The sequence below is a fragment of the Flaviramulus multivorans genome, from assembly GCF_021728415.1.
Lineage (GTDB): Bacteria > Bacteroidota > Bacteroidia > Flavobacteriales > Flavobacteriaceae > Sabulilitoribacter > Sabulilitoribacter multivorans.
In genome coordinates this window covers 141,214-158,291 of the sequence record NZ_JAKKDV010000002.1, presented here as the reverse complement: position 1 = coordinate 158,291, position 17,078 = coordinate 141,214, and the positions used below count along the sequence as shown (strand labels likewise).

Below are 17,078 nucleotides of genomic sequence, written 5' to 3'. Positions count from 1 at the left end.
CGTTATTCCAATTAAGATTAAAAGTGCTATTTTGGTCTAATCCTTGTTATTATTTTAGTATGAAGTATTTAGTGTCACTTTTCTTTTTCTGTTTTGCTTTATTGGGGTTTTCTCAACAAACGGAATATGTTGATTTTAAAAGGATTAATGCCAGTGTTAATTTTGATGTATCTCAAAGCAAAGTCTATGGTAAATTTGAATGTACTTTCGAAATTTTAAAAGATGTAGATTCAATCTATTTAGATGCAGTTGATATGCGTTACATGAAAATGATTATGTTTCCTAAGAATAAAAAAGCAGATCTTCTTCATAGAGGTGAGGTTGTAAATAATTGCAATGATAAAAAAATATGGCTTGTACATGACTTCAAAAAGGGTCAAGAGTATGGTTTGAGATTTTTCTTTTTTAAAAACAATCCCAAAAAAGCCATGTATTTTATCGATTGGGAACATGAAAATGGCAATAAACAGATTTGGACACAAGGTCAAGGAAAATACACGAGCAATTGGTTGCCTAGTATTGATGACATGAACGATAAAATAGAGTTCGATTTATCCATCACTTTTGATAAAGATTATGAAGTTATAGCCAATGGTAAATTATTAGACAAACAGATAAACGAATCAACAATCACTTGGCATTACGATATGCAACAACCTATGTCTAGCTATTTGGTTGCTTTAGCCATTGGTAAATACGATAAAAAAGTAGCGTATTCAAAGAGCGGTATTCCTTTAGAAATGTATTATTACCCTGAAGATTCCTTGAAGTTTGAACCTACGTATCGCTACACCAAGCAAATATTTGATTTTTTGGAAGAGGAAATTGGTGTTCCGTATCCATGGCAAAATTATAAACAAGTGCCTGTCAAAGATTTTCTGTATGCCGGAATGGAAAATACAAGTTGTACCATTTTTGCAGATAGTTATGTAATTGATTCTATTGCATTTGTTGATAAAAACTATGTAAATGTAAATGCTCATGAATTGGCGCATCAATGGTTTGGTAATTTGGTAACCGAAACATCGGGAACGCACCACTGGTTGCAAGAAGGTTTTGCAACGTATTACGCTTTATTAGCAGAGCGCGAGGTGTTTGGTGATGATTACTACTATTGGCGACTTTATGAATATGCACAAGAGCTTTTAGAGCAGGATAAAGCTGGTGGAAGCACTTCATTGTTGGATTCGAAATCGAGTAGCACAACCTTTTATAAAAAAGGAGCATGGGCTTTGCATATTTTACGAGAAAAAGTAGGCGATAAGGCTTTCAAAAAAGCTGTAAAAAACTATTTGCTAAAATATCAGTTTAAAAATGTTGAGACTGATGATTTTATAAATGAAGTTGAAAAGGCTAGTGGGCAAGACTTGAGTGAGTTTGTTGAAAATTGGTTAGAAAGTGATGAGCTTAATTATGGTGAAATGGAAGAAATTTTGTATTTGAATTCAATATCAATAAAACAATACCTTCAATATAATTGTAAAGAAACACCAGAAGTATGTAAATTGTTTTTATTGGGTCAAAATAATTCATTTTATAAAGCTAGAATAGTAAAAGATTTAGGAAATAACATTTCAAAATCAACATTTCTTATTGATGACGTCAAAGTTCGTCAAGCCATTGCAAAAACGTTAACTACAATCCCATCAGAATTAAAAACGGATTACGAATCGCTTCTTGATGACAAATCATATATCACCATTGAAGCTGCCTTGTATAATTTATGGGCTAATTTTCCGCAAGAGCGACATAAATACCTTAATAAAACAAACGGTATTCAAGGGTTTAGTGATAAAAATGTGCGAATGCTTTGGTTAACTTTAGCTTTGGTTACTGAAGATTTTGAGACTGAGAACAAAAAGACGTATTTTGATGAGTTGATTGATTATACAAGCCCTAAATATGGCTTTGAAAGTCGCATTAATGCGTTTCGTTATTTGAGCCAAATACAATCGTGTAATGATGCTTGCAAAGAAAATTTACAACAGGCCACGAATCATCATAACTGGCAATTTTCTAAGTTTGCTAAAGAACTTTTAAAAACAATCAAGTGAGAGCATTAGTTATTTCAGGAGGCGGTAGTAAAGGTGCATTTGCTGGCGGTGTGGCTCAATATCTTATTGAAGATTTAAAACATCATTATCAAATGTTTATAGGTACTTCTACTGGCAGTTTGTTGGTTTCTCATTTGGCCATAAATAAAATAGATAAAATCAAATCGGTTTACACAAACGTTAATAACAGCAGTATTTTTAATGTCTGTCCTTTTGTAATTAAATCTAAATATGGTGTTCAAAACATCGCGATTAATCATTTCAGCGTTCTTAAAAACTTATTGCGCGGTAGTAAAACTTTTGGCGAAAGTTATAATTTAAAAACACTTATAAAGGAATCTATAACAATCGATGATTTTACGCTTTTAAAGGAATCGGGTAAAGAAATTGTTGTTACGGTTTCTAATTTGTCATTAAACCAAGTAGAGTATAAATCTATTAAAGATTTTGATTATGATGAATTTTGTGAGTGGATATGGATATCTTGTAACTATACGCCGTTTATGTCTTTAGTAAAAAAATATGGCTGTGAATATGCTGATGGTGGCTTAGGGAGTATGGTGCCTATTGAAGAAGCGATAAAAAGAGGTGCAACGGTGGTAGATGCTATTATTTTGCAAACAGAAACCAATCAGCTCAATAGGATGCCTTCTCGTAATCCCTTTTCGTTGTTAACCAATATGTTTAATTTTATGTTAGACCGCATTGAGTCTCAAAATATTAAAATAGGTAAGTTTGTTGCATCAAATAATAACGCCATCATTAACTTTTATTATGCGCCTACGGTTTTAACCACCAATTCATTAATTTTTAATAAAGAGAAAATGACCAAATGGTGGCAGGATGGATATAATTTTGCTAAATTTAAAAACCAAGAAGTAAGTCAATTAGAAAATTAAATATGAGGGCATTAGTAATATCAGGAGGAGGAAGTAAAGGCGCTTATGCTGGTGGTGTAGCCGAATATTTAATAAAAGAAGAGAAGAGAGATTATGATTTATTTTTAGGAACCTCCACAGGGAGTTTATTAATACCTCATATAGCAGCGGGTAAGATTGATAAAATTCATAAAGTTTTTACAAACGTAAATCAAAGTAATATTTTTAGTGTAAATCCTTTTGCTTTAAGAAAGAAAGGTGATAGAGAGTTTGTTTCCATAGATTTTATTAATACGCTGTGGCAATTTATAAAAATGAAGCGCACCTTTGGAGAGAGTAAAGCATTACGGCGACACATTAAAAAGCATTTTACTTATGAGGAGTATAATTTAATAAAGAAAACCAAAGATGATGTTGTAGTTACAGTTTCAAACCTATCTAAAAACTGTGTTGAATATAAGTCTATAAAAGATTTTAGCTATGATGAGTTTTGTGATTGGATATGGATTTCTTGTAATTATATTCCATTTATGTCCTTGGTAAAGAAAAACGGATTTGAGTATGCCGATGGTGGTTTGGGTTGTGTGGTTCCAATACGAGAGGCTATTTTACGAGGAGCTACCGAGGTTGATGCTGTTATTTTAGAATCTGAAAATATGGCTTACAATAAAGTGCTAGGTAAAAACCCTTTTTCGTTAATGATAAATTTATTTGGACACCTACTTGATCAGGTAGAGCGGAGCGATATTATTATTGGAAAATTAGCAGCAAAAAATAAAGACGTAAAGCTTAATTTATTCTACACACCTTCAAAACTCACTGAAAACTCATTGATTTTTAACAAAAAATTAATGACCTCGTGGTGGCAACAAGGGTATTATTACGCTAAAAAGAAATGTGAAGAGGCTAGTTCAAACGAACTACGTATGGGTTAATTACCATAAATCAGAAACTTCATCTTTTATAAACGACAGTGCTGCATCACTCGGTGATATGCGCTCCATCATTTCAGTTAAAATTACTTCACGTAATTTGTTTGAAGTGTCTGTTTTTTCAAGCATGCTCGCCTTTCTAATAAGTTGAATAGTCGCATTCTTTGCAGTAGTTATTATGTTCCAGCATTTATCACTAATATAAATTTGTTGCGATAAATTATGTTCATATTCTTGTTCAATGCTTTGTATAAGTAAAGACTCATAACTTTCTTTATTTGAGTCTGTTGGTTGAATTCTTATTAGTAATTTTGATGGAGATATACGCTCTAAAAAAAGTGCCATACGTTCATAAGCTTGTAAGCGCAAGGGCATCGCATTTACTTGTAAATCTTTTTTTAATAAAAATCGTCTACGACCATCTTCATTTCTAGTATGTTCCCTAAAGAAATAGTAAGCAATAACTCCAGTAATGACTGTAGGTATTGCATATAAAAACAAATCGATGATGCGTTCGGTGGTCTCCATAAATAAATTTCGGTTAGGTTATTTAACTTTTGCTCCGCCCAAATATAAACAATCTTTTAATGCTTGCATCCCGTTAAATGGTACAGGTGTTTTTTCATACATATAAGTTCTGCTTAATTCTTTTGATAGATTATGGTCATCAACATTAATCTCAATATCAGACATTTTAAATTGACATGGATGTTCGTAACCAACGGCATGAGTAATTTCAATAAGTTCTTTTCTAAAGGTTTTAAAGTATTGTGCTAAACGTGCTGATTTTAATGTTGGGTCGATGCCATTTTGTAACCATTTGCTTTGTGTAGCAACACCGCTTGGGCAACGATTGGTATGACATATTTGTGCTTGAATACAACCAATACTCATCATAGCTTCTCTAGCAACATTAATACAATCTGCTCCCATGGCAAAAGCCATAGCTGCTTTTGCAGGAAAACCGAGTTTACCACTACCAATAAAAACAATGCGCTCCGTTAGCCCTTTATCTTTAAAAAGTTTGTATAAATCGCTAAACCCATATACCCAAGGTAACGACACATGGTCTGCAAAACTTGGTGGAGCAGCACCAGTACCACCTTCACCACCATCTACAGTAATAAAATCTGGACCTCTGCCTGTTTTTTCCATAATGTCTGCCAACTCTTTCCATTGGTCAAGTTTTCCAATGGCAGCTTTAATACCAACGGGTAATCCAGTGGCTTCGGCAATATCTTCAATAAAATCAACCATCTCAGGAACATTTGAAAAAGCCGAATGATTAGGAGGTGATAGTACATCTTTGCCCACTTCAACATGCCTAATCTTTGCTATTTCTGGACTAATTTTTTTTCCAGGGAGTACACCACCTTTACCAGGTTTGGCACCTTGCGATAGTTTTACTTCAATGGCGCGAATAAAAGGGTTTTCTTCAACCAGCTTTATCATTTTTTTCATTGAAAAACTACCATCTTTTGCACGAACTCCAAAATAGCCTGTACCAAAATGAAAAACAACATCACCGCCATTACTATGGTAGGGAGATAGTCCACCTTCACCTGTATTATGATAAGCATCAGCCATTTTAACACCTTTGTTTAACGATTCTATAGCTTTCGCTGAAAGTGAGCCAAAACTCATAGCAGAAACATTAATGATAGAAGCAGGTCTGTAAGGTTTTTTTCTTTTATTAAAGGCGCCCATAACTTTGGCACAGGGTAAAAACGTTTTATCAATTGTATTAGGATGATTCTCTGGTAATTTAAAAGGAATCATAGCATTATTTATAAAAATATGATGATGTGCGTAAATATCTCTATCGGTACCAAATCCTTCGTAGTTATTTTCTTTTTTAGCTGAGGCATAAATCCACCCACGTTCAATACGGTTGAAAGGCAGTTCCTCTCTATTGTTTGCAACAAAATATTGACGCATTTCAGGACCAATGCTTTCTAAAAAATAACGTAAATGCCCTACTATAGGGTAATTGTGACTTATGGTATGTGCTTTTTGAAAAAAAACATCGCGAATTGCTACTAGTGCTAAAAGTATTAAAACCCAAACCCACCAAGGGATTGAAGATAAAAAACCTAAAACTCCTTCCATATTAATTATTTAAAAAATCGAATGTTATTTGTGTAAACGCTTTAACGCCTAAAATCAATCCACTTTCATCAATATAGAAATCTGGGGTGTGATGTGGGTAAAATTCCTCATTCCCCGGAGTCATCCCACCTAAAAAGAAGAAAAACCCAGGAACTACTTCTTGGTAATATGAAAAATCCTCACCACCAGTAGTTGCTTTTCTAAGTCTAACATTTTGTTGACCAGCCACTTTTTGTAAAGAGGGCAACATTTTATCCACTAAATCAAAATCATTATAGGTTATGGCTGTGTTATTTTGAAAACTTATCGTGGCTTCACCACCATAAGCTTTAGCTAGAGTAGTAACCATTTCTGTCATTCGTTTTTCAATATGTGATTTCATATCAGGATCCAGTGTTCTAACGGTTCCAATAAGTTCAGCAGTCTCAGGAATGATATTAAAGCGTGTGCCAGCTGTAATTTTGCCAACTGTAATCACTGCAGCCTCATTGACTAATTCTGATTCTCTACTTATTATGGTTTGTAATCCATCAATAATTTTAGCAGAAATAAGAATAGGATCTACACCCTGCCAAGGACGACCTCCATGTGTTTGCTTTCCTTTTACATTTATTACAAACCTCTCAACGGAAGCCATAACACCACCTTTTTTGTAATAAATCGTACCTACTTCATAATTTGAACGAATATGCAATCCAAAAATAGCATCGACTTTAGGGTTTTCTAAAACGCCTTCTTTAATCATGAGTTTTGCTCCACCTTCTTCTCCAGGTAAGGGGCCTTCTTCAGCAGGTTGAAAAATGAATTTCACCGTTCCTTTTATTTTATCCTTATTTTTTGAAAGTATTTCTGCTACTCCCATTAAAATAGCCATATGAGTATCATGCCCGCAGGCATGCATCACACCAGTTTCCGTATCTAAAAAGGTGGTTTTAACCTCAGATTTAAATGGTAAATCGTTTCGTTCTGTTACAGGAAGAGCGTCCATATCGGCTCTTAAAGCTATTACTTTTCCTGGTTGATCTCCCTTTAAAACACCAACAACACCAGTATGTGCAATACCAGTCTGCACTTCTAATCCTAATGATTTTAAATGATTAGCAATTTTTTCGGCGGTTTTAAATTCCCTGTTTGATAATTCAGGGTATTTATGAAAATCGCGACGCCATTCAATAACTTTAGCTTCTATTTCGACAAATTGTTTATCAAAATCGTTTTGTCCATGTAAATTAATAACTGCTAAAAGAGCGATAGGTAGTAAAAGAAATTTCATACTTGAATTTAAAAATTGAAGCTTAAAGATATTCAAAATTTACTAAAGCATTAAACAAGATTCAATTGTTTATAATTATTAATAAATCCACTTAATTAAAAGCGTAACATTGGTTATTTTCACATCTTAAAATGAAAATGACATTGGAGACCTATTTAAGTCAGTTAAATGATGCTCAACTAGCACCTACTTTGCAAAAAGAAGGCCCTATGATAGTAATTGCAGGTGCAGGATCGGGCAAAACCAGAGTGCTTACATATCGTATTGCTTATTTAATGAGCGAAGGTATTGATGCCTTTAATATTTTAGCCCTAACCTTTACAAACAAAGCAGCGCGTGAAATGAAAGAACGTATTGCTACCATTGTTGGCAATAGTGAAGCTAAAAATTTATGGATGGGTACATTCCACTCGGTTTTTGCTAAAATTTTGCGTATTGAAGCTGATAGATTAGGTTACCCTAGTAACTTCACTATTTATGACACGCAAGATTCAGATAGGTTAATCGCTTCGATTATTAAGGAAATGAATCTTGATAAAGATATTTACAAGTATAAGCAAATACGTTCAAGGATTTCTTCTTATAAAAATAGTTTAATCACAGTAAGAGCGTATTTTCAAAACCCAGAATTGATTGAAGCCGATGCCATGGCGCGAAGACCTAGAATGGGTGATATTTATAAGGAATATGTGGAACGTTGTTTTAAAGCGGGCGCTATGGATTTTGATGACTTGTTATTAAAAACCAATGAGTTGTTTACACGTTTTCCAGAGGTTCTTGCTAAATATCAAAACCGTTTCAAATACATCTTAGTTGATGAGTATCAAGATACAAATCATTCTCAATACTTAATTGTAAGGGCTTTATCTGATAAGTTTCAAAATATTTGTGTTGTTGGTGATGATGCTCAGAGTATTTATGCGTTTCGTGGTGCTAATATTAATAATATTTTAAATTTCCAGAAGGATTATGATGATGTAAAAGTTTTTAGGCTAGAGCAAAATTATCGTTCAACAAAAAATATTGTAAACGCCGCAAACTCCATAATTGATAAAAACCAAACAAAACTTGATAAAGTGGTTTGGACAGCCAATGATGAAGGGGCTAAAATAAAGGTTAATCGCTCGTTAACGGATGCCGATGAAGGGCGCTACGTAGCAAGTACGATTTGGGAAAGCAAAATGGAAAACCATTTAAAAAATAGTGATTTCGCCATTTTATATCGTACTAATGCCCAGTCAAGGTCAATTGAAGATGCCTTGAGAAAGCGCGATATACCTTATAGAATTTATGGTGGATTATCCTTTTATCAGAGAAAAGAAATAAAAGACGTGCTTTCCTATTTGCGTCTTATTATAAACCCTGCTGATGAGGAAGCATTAAAGCGAATTATTAATTTTCCACCTCGTGGTATTGGGCAAACGACTATTGATAAATTGATTGTTTCTGCAAATGGATATGACAAAACCATATTCGAGGTGATGAAAAACATTGATAAAACAGATGTTAAAATCAATTCAGGAACTAGAACGAAGCTACAAAATTTTGTTACATTGATTGAAAGCTATCAGGTTTTAAATCAAACTGCCGACGTCTTTGAATTAGCGGAACATGTTACCAGAACAAGTGGTTTAATTCGCGAGTTTAATAAAGATGGAACGCCAGAAGGCGTTACCAGAATGGAAAATATAGAAGAGCTTTTGAATGGTATGAAGGATTTTGTTGAAGGACAGAAAGAAATTGCCGATACAACAGGGTCTTTAGCTGAATTTTTAGAAGATGTGGCATTGGCAACCGATTTAGATAATGACAAAGGCGACCAAGATAGAGTGGCGTTAATGACCATACATTTAGCAAAAGGGTTGGAGTTTCCATACGTGTATATTGTAGGATTAGAAGAAGATTTATTCCCAAGCGCCATGAGTATGGGATCCAGAATTGAGTTAGAGGAGGAGCGACGCTTATTTTATGTAGCATTAACGAGAGCTGAAAAACAAGCGTATTTAACCTATGCGTTATCTCGTTATAGATGGGGGAAATTAGTAGATTCTGAACCAAGTCGTTTTATTGAAGAAATTGATGAAGAATACTTAGATATTGTAACTCCTATTGAAGAGCGGCGATTTAACCCCATGCTAAGTGCCGACATTTTTGGTGATGTGGAACCAAATGTGATTAGGTATAAACCAGCAAAACAACCAAAACTTAAAAAAGGAAATTCTGCAAAGAAAGAACCAGAAAAGTTTCAAGTAACAACACCTAAAAACTTAAAACCAGTTTCAAAGACCAACGGAAACACTAATTTATTTGATAGCAAATTGGTAGTAGGTAATATTGTGAAGCATATTCGTTTTGGTACAGGGGAAGTTTTAAAAATTGAAGGCACAGGAGCTGATGTAAAAGCAGAAATAAAGTTTCAGCATGGTGGCGTGAAAAAATTATTATTACGTTTTGCTAAATTGGAAGTAGTAGGTTAATTTTAAATTATGGCTGAGTTTATTCGAATATATGAGGAAAACCCTAACCCAAAAGAAATTGATAAGGTTGTAAAGGTTTTAAGAAGTGGTGGACTTATAATTTATCCAACCGATACGGTTTATGGGTTAGGGTGTGATATTACTAATATAAAAGCCTTAGAGCGTGTAGCTAGAATAAAACAAGTAAATTTAGAAAAGGCCAATTTTTCGTTTGTATGTCATGACTTAAGCAACTTAAGTGATTATGTAAAGCAAATTGACACGTCGACTTTTAAAATTTTAAAAAGGGCGCTTCCAGGACCTTATACTTTTATACTTCCGGGATCGAAATCGCTACCAAACCCGTTTAAAAAACGAAAAACGGTTGGTATAAGGGTGCCTAATAATAATATAGCTTTGGATATTGTTAAAGCTTTAGGAAACCCAATAATATCTACCTCTATCCATGATGAGGATGAGGTAATTGAATACACGACTGATCCTGAACTGATTTTAGAAAAGTGGGATAACTTGGTTGATTTAGTGATTGATGGCGGTTATGGCGATAATGAACCTTCAACAGTGATTGACTTATCTGAAAGTGAACCTGTAGTAATTAGAGAAGGTAAAGGAAGTGTTGAAATATTTTAGTTATCTATAAACATGAAAGATAATCACATAAATTATATTGAATTTAAGGCTGATAATCTTGAAGAAGTGAAAGGGTTTTATTCCAGTTGTTTTGGCTGGAAGTTTACTGATTACGGACCTAACTACGTGGCTTTTTCAGAAAGTGGACTTGAAGGTGGATTTGAAAAAGTGGAATCAAAAATTATTAATGGCGCTTTAGTAGTTTTGTATCATAACGATTTGGATTTAGCTAAAAGGAATGTGTTGAAATATGGAGGAAAAATATCAAAAGATATTTTTTCATTTCCTGGAGGAAGAAGGTTTCAGTTTATCGACCCTTCTGGTAATGAACTCGCTGTTTGGTCAGATCAATAAAAAAAGCCCAACTTTTAGTAAGTTGAGCTTTTTAGATGTTTTTAAAAAAGGATTAGTTTCCTGTAGCTTCTAAATTTTTCATTTCTTTTTCTACCAACTCGTAGAACTGATCTAATTTAGGTAGTACAACAATTCTTGTACGTCTGTTTGTTGCTCTGTTTTCAGCTGTATCATTATCAACTAAAGGCACATAAGAACTACGTCCTGCTGCAATTAATCTACCAGGGTTAACACCTAACTCTTCTAAAACTCTAATGATAGAAGTAGAACGTTTAACACTTAAATCCCAGTTGTCTAATAATGGTTCTTTTCTGTAAGGAACGTTATCAGTGTGACCTTCAACCATACATTCAAAATCTGGTTTTGCTTTTACAACTTTAGCAACTTTAGCCAAAACTTCTTTTGCTCTTGATGTTACATTGTAACTACCACTTTGGAATAATAATTTATCAGAGATAGAGATAAACACAACACCTTTTTCAACATTTACTTCAATGTCTGGATCGTTAATACCTACTTCACGTTTAAAACTTGTTACTAACGCTAATGTTACGCTGTCTTTTTTAGTTATAGCATCTTGCAAGCGTGTGATTTTTAAATCTTTTTCCTTGATGCTTTCAAGTGTTTTTTCAACATTGCTAGCTCCTTTTGCTGATAAAATTTGTAGGTTGTCATTGCTTTTTCTTAAATCGGCAACTTGCTCTTCTAAAGCTTTTGCTCTTGCTGTTGCTGAAGCTCTTTCCTCTAAACAAGAGTTTAGTTTTACGGTTGCAGAGTTAAGCAAATCTTGAGTTTCTTTTTGCTTTGCTTGTAAATCTGTGTATTGTTTTTTAGATACACACGAACTTAAAACTAACATCGCTGTTGCGCCAAGTAATAAAATTTTTTTCATAATTATTTTAAGGATTAATTTTCAAATTTGTTTGCACAAAAGTATATAAAAATCAGTTGTTTCTAACATTTTAACAAAACTTTTGCTATCTAATTATAAATCGTTATAAATCTTATTTTTATTTACGAAATAATCGAACACTATGGATGTTTTTTTATAATATTTTAATTTGCTTTTTGATAAATTCCGGTGTTTTAGTAATCTAAAAATGGAGAAATAAAAGCTTAAATGTGCGCCCAATACAGAAAAAGTGTGTTTAGGCTTTAACTCTAATAAAAATTTGATGGCAGCAACACCGTCTAAAATTAACCGAACCGTTAAAATTAAAAACAAATTTCCTTTAGCATTTTTAGTCAGTGTAAACAAACTATTCCTAAAGTTTAAAAACGTTTTTTTAGGATTGGTTGCATTTAAAGTAGCTCCACCAACATGATAGATTACTGAATCTCCAACATATTTTATAGAGTAACCTAAATTTTTTGCCCTCCAACATAAATCGATTTCTTCCATGTGAGCAAAGAACGATTCATCAAAACCATGTAATTCTTTAAATATGTCACTTCGAATAAACAAACAAGCTCCAGATGCCCAAAATATATCTAAGGAATCGTTGTATTGTCCTAAATCTTGTTCAAGGGTATTAAAAATTCTGCCTCTACAGTATGGATACCCATATTTATCAATAAAACCACCAGCAGCTCCAGCATATTCAAAGAAAGACTTATTTTTATAATCTAAAATTTTTGGTTGAACAATAACTGTATTCGCATTTTTATCAAAGGTTTCAATAATAGGAGAAAGCCAATTTTCAGTAACTTCAACATCGCTATTCAATAGGCAAAAAACATCAGCTTCAATGTGTTTTAAAGCATCATTATAGCCTTTGGCATAACCGCCGTTAGTTTTGTTTTCAATGATTTTTATATCTGGATAATTATGTTTTAAAAATGAAACCGAATCATCAGTTGAAGCATTATCTGCAACATAAAGATTGGCGCCCTCAGAATGTTTAAGAACCGAAGGTAAAAACTGATCTAAAAGCTTTTTCCCATTCCAGTTTAATATGACGATAGCTAGTTTCATCTTATAAATTGGGGTATGTCCTCTAGAAAATTATAACATTCATTTTTATAATCCATTTGACAATAATAATGATTTAATCCGTTGCTAACCATTAAATAGGTTGCATTTAGTTTTAAATTATAGCGTGCTATTTGGTCAAACGTATCTTGTTTGATATCAATTTTTGGTGCTTTGCATTCTACAATTAAATGAATACTTCCATCCGAATTAAAAACAACAATATCATATCTTTTTTTTAATGAATTGATAGTTAATTCTTTCTCAATATTTATCAATGATTTAGGAAACCTTTTTTCATGAATCAAAAATTGAACGCAATGCTGTCTCACCCATTCTTCTGGCTGTAAAATCACGTATTTTTTACGAATAGGATCGAAAATAGAAATTTTATTTTCGCTATTTTTGAATCGAAACGAATATGTAGGGAAATTTAATTTTTGCACTGCACAAATTTGGTGATTTTTTTTCAATGGACGAAGTAAAGCAACTAGTAACGGATATTAATAATGGGAATATAAAGCCTATTTATTTTTTAATGGGAGAAGAACCATATTACATTGATAAGATATCCGATTTTATAGAAAACACCATTTTATCTGAAGAAGAACGTGGGTTTAACCAAATGGTTTTATACGGGCGAGATGTAACTATTGAGGATATTATTGGCAACGCTAAACGATATCCCATGATGGCAGAACATCAAGTTGTTATTGTTAAGGAAGCACAAGATTTATCTCGGACCATTGAAAAATTGATGTCATACGCTGAAAACCCACAACCAACAACGGTGTTAGTGATAAATTACAAATACAAAAAACTAGATAAGCGTAAGTCGCTTTACAAAGCTATAAACAAAGTTGGAGTAATTTATGAAAGTAAAAAGCTTTATGAAAATCAAGTAGCCGATTGGATAAGACGTGTATTGTCTTCAAAAAAGTACACTATATCACCTAAAGCGGCACAAATGCTTGTGGAATTTTTAGGAACAGATTTAAGTAAAATTAATAACGAATTAGAAAAACTTCAAATTATTTTACCAGAAGGTATACAAATTACTCCAGAGCATATTGAGGAAAATATAGGCATAAGTAAAGATTATAATAATTTTGAACTTCGTAAAGCCATTGGAGAGAAAGATAGTTTGAAAGCTTACAAAATAGTCAATTATTTTGCTGAAAACCCAAAGGATAATCCAATGGTGGTTACCGTGTCACTATTATTTAATTTTTTCTCACAGTTACTTCATTTCCATGGATTAAATGATAAATCCCCTCGAAGTGTAGCATCCGCTTTAAAAATCAACCCTTATTTTGTTAACGAATATATTACGGCGGCCCGTTATTACCCGATGCGCAAAGTAAGTGCAGTAGTTTCTACCTTAAGAGAGTTTGATGTTAAAAGTAAAGGCGTTGGTGCTAATTCTGTGCCACAAGGTGATTTACTTAAGGAGTTACTGGTAAGAATTCTAAATTAATATGTTAATGAATGTTGATATTCACGAGAGTTGGAAACCACATTTAGAAGAAGAATTTAAGAAGCCTTATTTTAAAGATTTAGTGTCTTATGTTAAATCTGAATATAAAGCTCACACGTGTTTCCCTCCAGGAAAACAAATATTTAATGCTTTTAATCATTGTCATTTTGATGATGTTAAAGTGGTAATAATTGGTCAAGACCCTTACCATGATTTTGGACAAGCCAACGGATTGTGTTTTTCAGTTAATGATGGTGTTAAGCATCCGCCTTCATTAATAAATATATTTAAAGAAATTGAAAATGATTTAGGAACTTCTTATCCAAAGAGTGGTAATTTACTAAGATGGGCACATCAAGGTGTTTTGCTATTAAATGCTACATTGACTGTTAGAGCGCATCAGGCAGGAAGTCATCAAAATAAAGGGTGGGAAATTTTTACCGATTCTGTAATTAAAACAATAAGTAGCAAAAAAGAAAGCGTTGTGTTTTTGTTGTGGGGTGGATATGCAAAGCAAAAAGCTAAGTTAATAGATAACGGAAAGCATAAAATTTTAACTTCAGGGCATCCATCGCCATTAAGTGCAAATAGGGGGTATTGGTTTGGAAATAAACACTTTAGTAAAACTAACTCCCAGTTGGAGCTAATGTCGAAGAGTTTAGTGATATGGTAATCTCTGGTTTTAAAACGATAGGTTTTTTATTAACCTTTTCTGGTTTTATTGTTTTATTGCAACTAAACTTAAGCAATAGCAAATTAATTATAATAAGAGATGAAATTGTAAGAGTAATTGTAATTAACATAAGCATTTGGGATTAAATAATCGGCAAAATACATAACTAAACGATAAAATGCAAATATACCAGTAATTATCTGCCACAAAATTAGCAAATTAATATTGTAAAGCAATACGTACTTCTACTTATTTTAAACTTTTGTAATATGTTTAATTTAGTATTTCCATTTTTGCTTATATAATAAAAATTTAACGTCATTTTTGTTGCATTATCTATATTAATAATAATTAGATTCAAATTCAATATTTAAAATAATTCGAATATCTTCTTTTGCTTTAACATATAGAGCACTATATGCTATCGCTAAGTAACATTTTGTAGTCAGAATAATTGATTTAATGAAATAAAATTTATTTTTGAATAAAATATAGAAAATGAAGGAGCTAAAATGGGTTACTGCCAAAGAATACCAAGATATAACTTATAAAAAGTGTAATGGTGTTGCACGAATAGCCTTTAACAGACCAGATGTTCGAAATGCATTCAGACCAAAAACAACAAGCGAACTATACGATGCATTTTACGATGCAGGTGAAGACGTAAACATTGGAGTTGTTTTGCTATCGGCTGAAGGACCATCAAGTAAAGATGGAGTTTATTCTTTTTGTAGCGGCGGCGATCAAAAAGCAAGAGGGCATCAAGGTTATGTTGGTGAAGATGGATACCATCGTTTAAACATATTAGAAGTTCAACGGTTGATACGGTTTATGCCAAAAGCTGTAATAGCAGTTGTTCCTGGATGGGCAGTAGGAGGCGGTCATAGCCTACATGTTGTTTGCGATTTAACATTAGCTAGTAAGGAACATGCTATTTTTAAACAAACAGATGCTGATGTTACAAGTTTTGATGGCGGCTATGGCTCCGCATATTTAGCAAAAATGGTTGGCCAGAAAAGAGCTCGGGAAATCTTTTTTTTAGGACGAAATTATTCAGCTCAAGAGGCTTTTGATATGGGCATGGTTAATGCTGTTGTTCCTCACGAAAAATTGGAAAGTACAGCTTATGAATGGGCTCAAGAAATACTGGCAAAATCTCCAACATCTATTAAAATGTTAAAATTCGCAATGAATTTAACCGATGACGGTATGGTTGGACAACAGGTGTTTGCGGGTGAAGCAACGAGGTTAGCTTACATGACTGAAGAGGCTAAAGAAGGACGAAATGCTTTTTTAGAAAAGAGAAAGCCAAACTTTGAAAAAAAATGGATTCCATAATGAAGAAAGTTTCAATTTGGATTTCAGCAATACGTTTAAGAACGCTACCCTTATCAATATCGGGCATTATTTTAGCTTCATGTTTAGCAGTTTACAATGGTGTGTTTGAATGGAGAATTTGCATTTTGGCAATATTAACGACATTGAGTTTTCAAATTCTCTCAAACCTGGCTAATGATTATGGCGATGGTGTAAAAGGGACTGATAATGCTAATAGAATAGGTCCAGAACGCGTGATTCAATCTGGTAAAATTTCTCCAGAAGAGCTATTTAATGCCATTAAAATAAATGTTTTAATATCAATTGTCTTAGCTAGTTTATTGATTTTTATAGCATTTGGTGTTAAGTATTTTTCTTTGGCATTAGTGTTTTTTTTACTGGGCTTAGCTTCAATAGTTGCTGCAGTTCGGTACACTATTGGTAAAAAGGCATATGGCTATAGAGGTTTAGGCGATATTTTTGTATTTATATTTTTTGGCTTAGTTAGTGTTATAGGGTGCTATGTTTTATTTGCTAAAAGAATTGATCATGTTGTGTTTTTACCTGCTTTTACCATTGGACTTTTGAGTGCTGCAGTTTTAAATCTTAATAATATGAGAGATAGACTTTCAGACACTAAGTCAAATAAAATAACCTTTGCTGTTTTATTAGGAGAGAAAAAGGTTAAATTATACCATAATGTTTTAATTTTGTTAGCAATAGGGTTATCGTCGTTATTTGGTATTTTATATTATACATCACCATATAACTTAATTTTTGTTATTGCATACATTCCTTTATTGGTACATTTAAGAAAGGTAAATAAGAATAATGACCTAAAGTTATTAGATCCGGAATTAAAAAAACTTGCGTTAACAACGGTATTGCTAGCTGTTCTTATGGGAATAGGTCATTTATTAGAATAAATTTTA

Annotated in this window: 16 protein-coding genes; 10 read left to right on the top strand and 6 right to left on the bottom strand. The window is 33.0% G+C overall.

The window, feature by feature from the left end; all coding sequences use genetic code 11:
• The first annotated feature begins 59 nt into the window (after positions 1-59).
• From L3X39_RS05530 to L3X39_RS05520, 3 genes are read left to right on the top strand one after another with little or no spacing between them, the layout of a single operon-like run.
• Positions 60-2,054 (top strand): M1 family metallopeptidase, encoded by a 1,995-nt coding sequence (locus L3X39_RS05530; protein ID WP_237230776.1) that lies wholly within the window; start codon positions 60-62, stop codon positions 2,052-2,054.
• Positions 2,051-2,953 (top strand): patatin-like phospholipase family protein, encoded by a 903-nt coding sequence (locus L3X39_RS05525; RefSeq protein ID WP_237230775.1) that lies wholly within the window; start codon positions 2,051-2,053, stop codon positions 2,951-2,953. Before L3X39_RS05530 ends, L3X39_RS05525 begins: the two co-directional genes overlap by 4 nt.
• Positions 2,954-2,955: 2 nt before the next feature.
• Positions 2,956-3,867 (top strand): patatin-like phospholipase family protein, encoded by a 912-nt coding sequence (locus L3X39_RS05520; protein WP_237230774.1) that lies wholly within the window; start codon positions 2,956-2,958, stop codon positions 3,865-3,867.
• Here L3X39_RS05520 and L3X39_RS05515 read toward each other — a convergent pair whose 3' ends face one another.
• Genes L3X39_RS05515 through L3X39_RS05505 form a run of 3 tightly spaced genes read right to left on the bottom strand, consistent with a single transcriptional unit; the run spans position 3,868 to position 7,246 of the window.
• Entirely contained in the window at positions 3,868-4,392 is a 525-nt protein-coding gene (locus L3X39_RS05515) for a DUF7935 family protein (protein WP_237230773.1), read from the bottom strand.
• Between the two features lie 18 nt (positions 4,393-4,410).
• Entirely contained in the window at positions 4,411-5,973 is a 1,563-nt protein-coding gene (locus tag L3X39_RS05510) for an FMN-binding glutamate synthase family protein (protein WP_237230772.1), read from the bottom strand.
• 1 nt (position 5,974) lies between these two features.
• On the bottom strand, positions 5,975-7,246 hold the full coding sequence (locus L3X39_RS05505) for an amidohydrolase (RefSeq protein WP_237230771.1): 1,272 nt from the start codon (positions 7,244-7,246) through the stop codon (positions 5,975-5,977).
• A 143-nt stretch (positions 7,247-7,389) separates the two neighbouring features.
• Between L3X39_RS05505 and L3X39_RS05500 the strand changes: the two genes are divergently transcribed.
• Genes L3X39_RS05500 through L3X39_RS05490 form a run of 3 tightly spaced genes read left to right on the top strand, consistent with a single transcriptional unit; the run spans position 7,390 to position 10,707 of the window.
• Positions 7,390-9,723 carry an ATP-dependent helicase gene (locus L3X39_RS05500; RefSeq protein WP_237231310.1) on the top strand — a complete coding sequence of 778 codons (2,334 nt, stop codon included), beginning with the start codon at positions 7,390-7,392 and terminating at the stop codon, positions 9,721-9,723.
• Between the two features lie 9 nt (positions 9,724-9,732).
• Positions 9,733-10,353, top strand: coding sequence for an L-threonylcarbamoyladenylate synthase (locus L3X39_RS05495; protein WP_237230770.1), 621 nt, complete (start codon positions 9,733-9,735; stop codon positions 10,351-10,353).
• A gap of 12 nt (positions 10,354-10,365) precedes the next feature.
• Positions 10,366-10,707 carry a VOC family protein gene (locus L3X39_RS05490; RefSeq protein ID WP_237230769.1) on the top strand — a complete coding sequence of 114 codons (342 nt, stop codon included), beginning with the start codon at positions 10,366-10,368 and terminating at the stop codon, positions 10,705-10,707.
• Positions 10,708-10,759: 52 nt separating this feature from the next.
• On the opposite strand, the gene L3X39_RS05485 is transcribed toward L3X39_RS05490, so the two are convergent.
• From L3X39_RS05485 to L3X39_RS05475, 3 genes are all read right to left on the bottom strand, one after another.
• Positions 10,760-11,599, bottom strand: a complete 840-nt coding sequence (locus tag L3X39_RS05485) for an OmpA/MotB family protein (RefSeq protein ID WP_237230768.1) — start codon at positions 11,597-11,599, stop codon at positions 10,760-10,762.
• 93 nt (positions 11,600-11,692) lie between these two features.
• On the bottom strand, positions 11,693-12,682 hold the full coding sequence (locus L3X39_RS05480; protein ID WP_237230767.1) for a glycosyltransferase family 2 protein: 990 nt from the start codon (positions 12,680-12,682) through the stop codon (positions 11,693-11,695).
• Positions 12,679-13,125 (bottom strand): type I restriction enzyme HsdR N-terminal domain-containing protein, encoded by a 447-nt coding sequence (locus L3X39_RS05475; protein ID WP_237230766.1) that lies wholly within the window; start codon positions 13,123-13,125, stop codon positions 12,679-12,681. Before L3X39_RS05475 ends, L3X39_RS05480 begins: the two co-directional genes overlap by 4 nt.
• Before the next feature lie 26 nt (positions 13,126-13,151).
• Between L3X39_RS05475 and holA the strand changes: the two genes are divergently transcribed.
• The 4 genes from holA (at position 13,152) to menA (ending at position 17,072) form a co-directional block, all read left to right on the top strand.
• On the top strand, positions 13,152-14,156 hold the full coding sequence (gene holA / locus L3X39_RS05470) for a DNA polymerase III subunit delta (RefSeq protein WP_237230765.1): 1,005 nt from the start codon (positions 13,152-13,154) through the stop codon (positions 14,154-14,156).
• A gap of 7 nt (positions 14,157-14,163) precedes the next feature.
• Positions 14,164-14,829 (top strand): uracil-DNA glycosylase, encoded by a 666-nt coding sequence (locus L3X39_RS05465; RefSeq protein ID WP_237230764.1) that lies wholly within the window; start codon positions 14,164-14,166, stop codon positions 14,827-14,829.
• A gap of 498 nt (positions 14,830-15,327) precedes the next feature.
• Positions 15,328-16,167 carry a 1,4-dihydroxy-2-naphthoyl-CoA synthase gene (locus L3X39_RS05460; protein ID WP_237230763.1) on the top strand — a complete coding sequence of 280 codons (840 nt, stop codon included), beginning with the start codon at positions 15,328-15,330 and terminating at the stop codon, positions 16,165-16,167.
• On the top strand, positions 16,167-17,072 hold the full coding sequence (gene menA, locus L3X39_RS05455) for a 1,4-dihydroxy-2-naphthoate octaprenyltransferase (protein ID WP_237230762.1): 906 nt from the start codon (positions 16,167-16,169) through the stop codon (positions 17,070-17,072). Before L3X39_RS05460 ends, menA begins: the two co-directional genes overlap by 1 nt.
• Positions 17,073-17,078: the final 6 nt, after the last annotated feature.

Bases quoted from the DNA above. Each gene is read 5' to 3' on its own strand.
- L3X39_RS05530 (WP_237230776.1), top strand. From the start codon at position 60: ATGAAGTATTTAGTGTCACTTTTCTTTTTCTGTTTTGCTTTATTGGGG.
- L3X39_RS05520 (WP_237230774.1), top strand. From the start codon at position 2,956: ATGAGGGCATTAGTAATATCAGGAGGAGGAAGTAAAGGCGCTTATGCT.
- L3X39_RS05515 (WP_237230773.1), bottom strand. From the start codon at position 4,392: ATGGAGACCACCGAACGCATCATCGATTTGTTTTTATATGCAATACCT.
- L3X39_RS05510 (WP_237230772.1), bottom strand. From the start codon at position 5,973: ATGGAAGGAGTTTTAGGTTTTTTATCTTCAATCCCTTGGTGGGTTTGG.
- L3X39_RS05505 (WP_237230771.1), bottom strand. From the start codon at position 7,246: ATGAAATTTCTTTTACTACCTATCGCTCTTTTAGCAGTTATTAATTTA.
- L3X39_RS05495 (WP_237230770.1), top strand. From the start codon at position 9,733: ATGGCTGAGTTTATTCGAATATATGAGGAAAACCCTAACCCAAAAGAA.
- L3X39_RS05490 (WP_237230769.1), top strand. From the start codon at position 10,366: ATGAAAGATAATCACATAAATTATATTGAATTTAAGGCTGATAATCTT.
- L3X39_RS05485 (WP_237230768.1), bottom strand. From the start codon at position 11,599: ATGAAAAAAATTTTATTACTTGGCGCAACAGCGATGTTAGTTTTAAGT.
- L3X39_RS05480 (WP_237230767.1), bottom strand. From the start codon at position 12,682: ATGAAACTAGCTATCGTCATATTAAACTGGAATGGGAAAAAGCTTTTA.
- holA (WP_237230765.1), top strand. From the start codon at position 13,152: ATGGACGAAGTAAAGCAACTAGTAACGGATATTAATAATGGGAATATA.
- L3X39_RS05465 (WP_237230764.1), top strand. From the start codon at position 14,164: ATGAATGTTGATATTCACGAGAGTTGGAAACCACATTTAGAAGAAGAA.
- L3X39_RS05460 (WP_237230763.1), top strand. From the start codon at position 15,328: ATGAAGGAGCTAAAATGGGTTACTGCCAAAGAATACCAAGATATAACT.
- menA (WP_237230762.1), top strand. From the start codon at position 16,167: ATGAAGAAAGTTTCAATTTGGATTTCAGCAATACGTTTAAGAACGCTA.